Origin of the sequence: Colwellia sp. C2M11 (assembly GCF_018860915.1) — a bacterium.
GTDB lineage: Bacteria > Pseudomonadota > Gammaproteobacteria > Enterobacterales > Alteromonadaceae > Colwellia.
In genome coordinates this window covers 1-3,212 of sequence record NZ_JAHKQD010000031.1, presented here as the reverse complement: position 1 = coordinate 3,212, position 3,212 = coordinate 1, and the positions used below count along the sequence as shown (strand labels likewise).

Here is a 3,212-nt window from a genome sequence, read left to right as displayed (position 1 = left end):
AATTAATCCGTTTGGTATTAAATTAACCATGAGTTATTATTGTTAAAACTTTGATTGAGGCAGGTAATCACATTAGGTAAAGTTTCTTTCATATTATCTTCTTGATAGATTACATAAATTGGATAAGAAAATTCTGGTGAGTTTAGTACTCTTTCAAGTTTTCCTGATTGTAAATGAGGTTCCACTACGCGAGTTCTAAAGTATCCATTACCACCATTTTTCAATATATATTTTAATGCCATTGGTCCTAGATTAAAACTGAGAGTAGCCTGACGTGATAAGGGTAATACTGAATCTAATTGGTTTTTAAAGTCGTCCCCCCAATCGATAAATAAATAAGGGGAGGGGGTGATGGTTGAACGAACATGTATAAGCTTTTCTTCGACTATTTGTTCAACAACCAATCCTGAAAAGTAATTCGGTAGATGAACTACTATAGCATCCAGTTTATTTTCTTTTAATTTTTTGATCAACCCTGCCGTTTTATCTACTTCGATATGCACGTTTATATTTGGTAGAGTAGCTGTAATCTCTTCTAACCACTCGATCATGATTGGATTCCATAAACTGATATCTGCTCCAATATGAATTGATTCTGTTAAATTCATAGGTAGCTTCAGTTGATCCTGCGCTTTTTGCCATGTTTGTACAAGTGTTAAAGCATATGTTGAAAATACTTCTCCTTCTCTTGTTAATTGCGCGCCTGAGCGATTCCTTATAAATAATTTACAGTCTAGCTGGCTTTCCAAGTTTTTTATTCTAGTGGTTACGGCGGTTTGAGTTATATGTAATCGACGAGCAGCTTCAACAAATGTACCCGTGCTCATTATTTCTAAAAATGTTTTAGCAAGTATTATGTCCATGTATAAAAATAATTGAAGTTAAGTATGGTTATTATTCATTATACATAAGTTTTAACTTTTATTATCCTTTACACAGATTTTAGTTTTGAGAGTTAATTAAATGTATAAATTAGGTGTTTTTAGCATGGTATTAACATTTCTAGTTGTGCTAGTAGCTGTTTATATTTTGTTTGTTTCATTAATTGAACTTTCACTGGGTTGGACTATGTTTTGGCATTTCACACTTATCTTAACTGGATTAGCGTTTAAGTTCTCTTATGTTTTAGTCTTAGCATCTAGCCGTGGGAGTAAGGCTTAGGTGGAAATTAAAAAATTTAAGGTATTTACTCATATTATTAAAATGATAGGAATTGAAACATCTAATACCTCATTTTATGAAAAAATAATTTCTAGTATTGGTAGTATCATAGGGGTATATTGTAGTTATATCATCACAAGTACGGCATTAACCGATCCGCATAGTCATATCCTATTTACTTCTTTAGGAGCAACAGCAGTTCTAATTTTTGTTACCCCACACAGTGCTTTATCACAGCCTTGGAATATTGTGTGTGGTCATATTTTTTCTGCTGTAGTGGGGTATTTGGCACTACTTTATATTCCTGATGTTATTCTGGCTAGTTCACTGGCTGTTGGTGGTGCTATTGTTATTATGTATTTGACACGTAGTATTCATCCTCCTGGTGCGGCAACCGCCTTATTTATCATATTGTCAGGGCAAGAACATAGTTTTAACTTTGCTCTCATTTTTGAAGTATTATCTTTTAATCTTGTTGTTATTTTAATTAGTGGTGTCATTTTTAATAATTTATTTTATTGGCGTCGATATCCAGCATATTTATATTTTCACAGTCTCCACTCTGAAAATAAATCCAATAACTTAAGTCATGAAGACTTCAGTGCAGCTTTAATTCATTTAGATTCATATATTGATGTTAGTTCAGAAGAGCTGGCATTGATTTTTGATTTAGCATTAGATAATGCAGCTCAAAATATAAATAAGAGCAAAATACCGGTAAATAAAAATTGTTATTATAGTAACGGTGCATTAGGTAAAAATTGGTCTGTACGTGAAGTACGTGACATAGATGACAAAAAAGTAACCTATAAAACTGTCGTAGGAAATACGCCTTCAGTTTCTAAAAATTGTAGTATAAAAGAGTTTCAAAACTGGGCTAGGCTAGAAGTGATGGCTAAAAATAACACTTGGGTAAAAAAAGGTGTTTTACTTAATCGAGCAGGCTGTGAGTCTACATAAGTAAGATAATGGCCATAAAAATTTATGTAGATTTAAGTCTTAGTTACAACAATCAATATTTTTAATGAAAGATCTTTAAATTAATTATAACTTTTCTTGTACAATTATTTTAAAAGCTAAGTTAATGTTAGTATTACTTAAGCTATTAAATAATCAGTGTAGGGCTAAGGTTATGAAATCTGTATTTTCTACTATTTTTGTTATCTCTTTTTTTGCTTTTATCGCGGTTAAATTCTTTTTTACTAGTCTTTTTTCATTATTTGGCTATGCGGCTGTGCCTATTGAAAGCTTAGCAAGTTTAACCCATTCCAAAAAAATTATGCAAAAGATGCAAACCAGACATAAAGTAAAAAGTGCTAATGTGTCAAAGCGTTTTATTAAGCGGTCAGGAAAAAAAGTAGCGATAACTGCTGCTTCTGCTGCAACCATTGGCACCGTTGCTGTTATTGGTACGTTAACTTATTTAGAGATAAGTCAATATTGTGATGATAAACAGGTATTAAATGAAGATGCCAATATTCTATTTGATACTCAAGAAGAGTTTGATATGCAAGCCTGCTTAGAACAAGGAAAACAAGATTCTGCGAACTTTGCGAATGAGGCTTGGAATAATGTAAAAGATAGTAGTAGTGATATGTTAAATCGCTTAGAAAAGTCTAGTGATGAGTTCCTTGAGCCGAGTAGAAAGGCGACGATAGAATTATTTGAATCTATGGACAAATGGTATCAACAGATATTTGAATAAAGTGACGATAATGAATACTAGTCTTTAGTAATAAAGTGTTAACTTTTTAATAGATTTTCGATTTTATAATATATTTATAGCCGCCTGTTCACAATACACGCCAATAACTCTTCATTATGATACATCTCATTATTAGGCGAATAAATTCGCCCCTACGGTGATAATATACGACTCCTTCGTAGGACGTTTTATAGAGGCTACTTCCGTCGACTGTTCACAATACACGCCAATAACTCTTCATTATGTTATATCTCATTATTAGGCGAATAAATTCGCCCCTACGGTGATAATATTCGACTCCGTTGTCGAACATTTTGTAGGGGCGACTTCAGTCGCCTGATCACAA

The 3,212-nt window shown here is 32.7% G+C and carries 3 protein-coding genes; 2 read left to right on the top strand and 1 reads right to left on the bottom strand.

Going from position 1 to position 3,212, the window contains the following annotated elements; all coding sequences use genetic code 11:
- Positions 1-17: 17 nt before the first annotated feature.
- Positions 18-863 (bottom strand): LysR family transcriptional regulator, encoded by an 846-nt coding sequence (locus tag KO509_RS08775; protein ID WP_215972907.1) that lies wholly within the window; start codon positions 861-863, stop codon positions 18-20.
- A 298-nt stretch (positions 864-1,161) separates the two neighbouring features.
- On the opposite strand from KO509_RS08775, the gene KO509_RS08770 reads away from it, so the two are divergent.
- Positions 1,162-2,121: an HPP family protein gene (locus tag KO509_RS08770; RefSeq protein ID WP_215972906.1), complete on the top strand. Its 960-nt coding sequence runs from the start codon at positions 1,162-1,164 to the stop codon at positions 2,119-2,121.
- Between the two features lie 172 nt (positions 2,122-2,293).
- Entirely contained in the window at positions 2,294-2,866 is a 573-nt protein-coding gene (locus KO509_RS08765) for a hypothetical protein (RefSeq protein WP_215972905.1), read from the top strand.
- Positions 2,867-3,212: the final 346 nt, after the last annotated feature.